Origin of the sequence: Enterobacter sp. CM29 (assembly GCF_013179605.1) — a bacterium.
Classification (GTDB): domain Bacteria; phylum Pseudomonadota; class Gammaproteobacteria; order Enterobacterales; family Enterobacteriaceae; genus Enterobacter; species Enterobacter intestinihominis.
Map to the genome: position 1 here is coordinate 1 of NZ_JABMCU010000325.1, position 2071 is coordinate 2071.

The window sequence follows — 2071 nt, forward strand, 5'->3', positions numbered from 1 at the left end:
TGACTGATTGGGTGTTGGTAGCCTGATTGCGGAATGCACCGTTCAGGCCGAAAGAGGTCTGGCACTTGGCGTACATAGCGTCGAGCGCCTTGCCGTCCAGATCTGCGACTTCTTCATCGCTCATGTTCATCGCCAGCTTCACAGCCGCGCGCTTTTCGCCTTTCTCTTTGTCGGCGTTCGCGTTCAGGCTGTTGAAAACGACGTCCACACGATCGGCGAGTTTCTGCGCCCACGCTGGAATCTCTTCGTTATTGGTGGCCTGCTCTTTTTTCTTTGGCTTGCCGGTTTCCGGGTCGATTTCTTCATCGCCTTTTTTCTTGGCGGTGGCTTCTTCGGCCTTCATCTGGTTGTATGCGTCCATCAGCTCGGCGTCGGACTTGCCTTCAGTCGGCTTACCAGCGGCTTGCAGCGCATTGATAATCAGTTCTTTCATCGGATCGTTCTCTCCGTTGGTTTTAATCTCGTACTCAGTGGGTTTGCGCACGACTTCTACAGGTTCGCCGACGAACACGGCCTTGCCGTCGTCATCGATGAGGTACTTCTGTTTCAGGTATTTGGTGTCATTGCGGTAAATGAAGCTGTCCGGCCACACCGTTTCAGGCCAAAGCCACTTATCTTCGGCATCACCCTCGCGCAGCTTGTCGTTGATAGCGCGGGAGATATCGTCGAAAGAGAAGTTGGAGGCATTGGTGAAGAAGAATTTGGTCTTGTTGAGCAGGCCATCGCGTGTACAGTCGATTCCGTCAGCCAGGCGGGCGACTTCGATTTGCTGCTCATCACCTTCTGAGTTAACGAAGATGCCAACCCCCTCCTCCGGAGTTCCGGCGCCAGGCTCATCAAGCAGCACCGCCACATGGTCAAACATCATGTTGGTGGCGATCTCGTTGTACTTTTTGCCCTTCGACTCGCCATTGGCGGCGATACCGGAATACAGCAGGCCTGTCGAGATATGAATCGGGTCGGAGTTGGTGCCAGCCAGCATCTCATCCAGGCGGTTAATCAGGCGCTTGCCCTTATCGCTGGATTCGGCGTACTGGCGGTTAACGTACATGTCGCCCGTCACCTTCCCATCTTTGTGGCTGACGTTCTGTAGCCAGGCACCGACGTGATACTCGTTCACCGCACGGACATCGCGCGCCGACACATGCTTACCGTCCACTTTCGGGTGGCCCAGCGGCATCGGGTTACGCTCGAGGGTGTTGTAGGCCTTTTCGATTTCTGCTGCCGGGTACAACTTCCGGTTCATCACGATATCGTCCACGACAGGCGTGATGCCGCGAACCACGATATGTGGCCTCCCGTCGATGGTTTCAGTGGTGATATTTGAAGCGGAGTTGACTACGGTCAGCACGTTAACGCGGTTGCGTTTCATGCTGGTTCCTTACTGACTATTAATGGGTTATAAAGAGGACTGATCAGTTAATGCCGTGAAAAAAGGAAACTATGAAATGCCAATTTATAAAATCACATATCAAATAAGTGGTGATGACACCTATCGCGATGTCAATGTAGAGAGTAGCCATCAACCCACCGCTGTTGACGATAAAGTTATAGAGGCAACAAGACGTGACTCCTTGAACTACCATAGTGCCTCAACTACTACTTCTGTTTTTGGAATTACAGTAGTCACGATTACTGAAGTTATTTAGCTTCACTCCACTTCTGACGCTCTTTCTTCAGCTTATCTTTCAGCCCCTCGTTGAAGATGCTGCCGTCGTCGTTGAGCAGCACCGGTATCTGGCTGCAATAGCAGTTGTACCGGTTGCCGTTCTCAGCGTAGAAATTCCGTACTTCTTCGGTGGTGTAGACCTTCCCGTGGCGGCTGGCGTGCCAGGTGCGCGTCGTTGGCTTGAGCGCTGACAGCCACAGAAGGCCGGTATTCAGCCCCAGCCTGTCAGCAGCCCAGTCCGTTTCATTCCACTGAGCCTGCCGCAGCGCGCCGACCTGCTCGGTCTGAGCGATGTTCTTCGCCTTCGACATCGATACATCGAGGCGTTTGCTGATGACGCTGGCCGTCTCTCGAGGATTCACCCCGCGCGCTACTGCATCGGTGATGATATTGGTCAGATCG

General features: G+C 53.5%; 3 protein-coding genes. 1 reads left to right on the forward strand and 2 read right to left on the reverse strand.

The genetic code is table 11. The annotated features are described in order from the left end of the window. A partial coding sequence (locus HP459_RS22590) for a DUF2213 domain-containing protein (RefSeq protein WP_171936891.1) occupies positions 1 to 1372 on the reverse strand: 1372 nt, incomplete at its 3' end. Between the two features lie 76 nt (positions 1373 to 1448). Here HP459_RS22590 and HP459_RS22595 point away from each other — a divergent pair. Next, entirely contained in the window at positions 1449 to 1649 is a 201-nt protein-coding gene (locus tag HP459_RS22595) for a hypothetical protein (RefSeq protein ID WP_171936892.1), read from the forward strand. Here the strand turns inward: HP459_RS22595 and HP459_RS22600 are convergent. Further along, positions 1642 to 2071: phage minor head protein (locus HP459_RS22600; RefSeq protein ID WP_171936893.1), on the reverse strand; the 430-nt coding region annotated here is incomplete at its 5' end. The genes HP459_RS22595 and HP459_RS22600 overlap by 8 nt on opposite strands.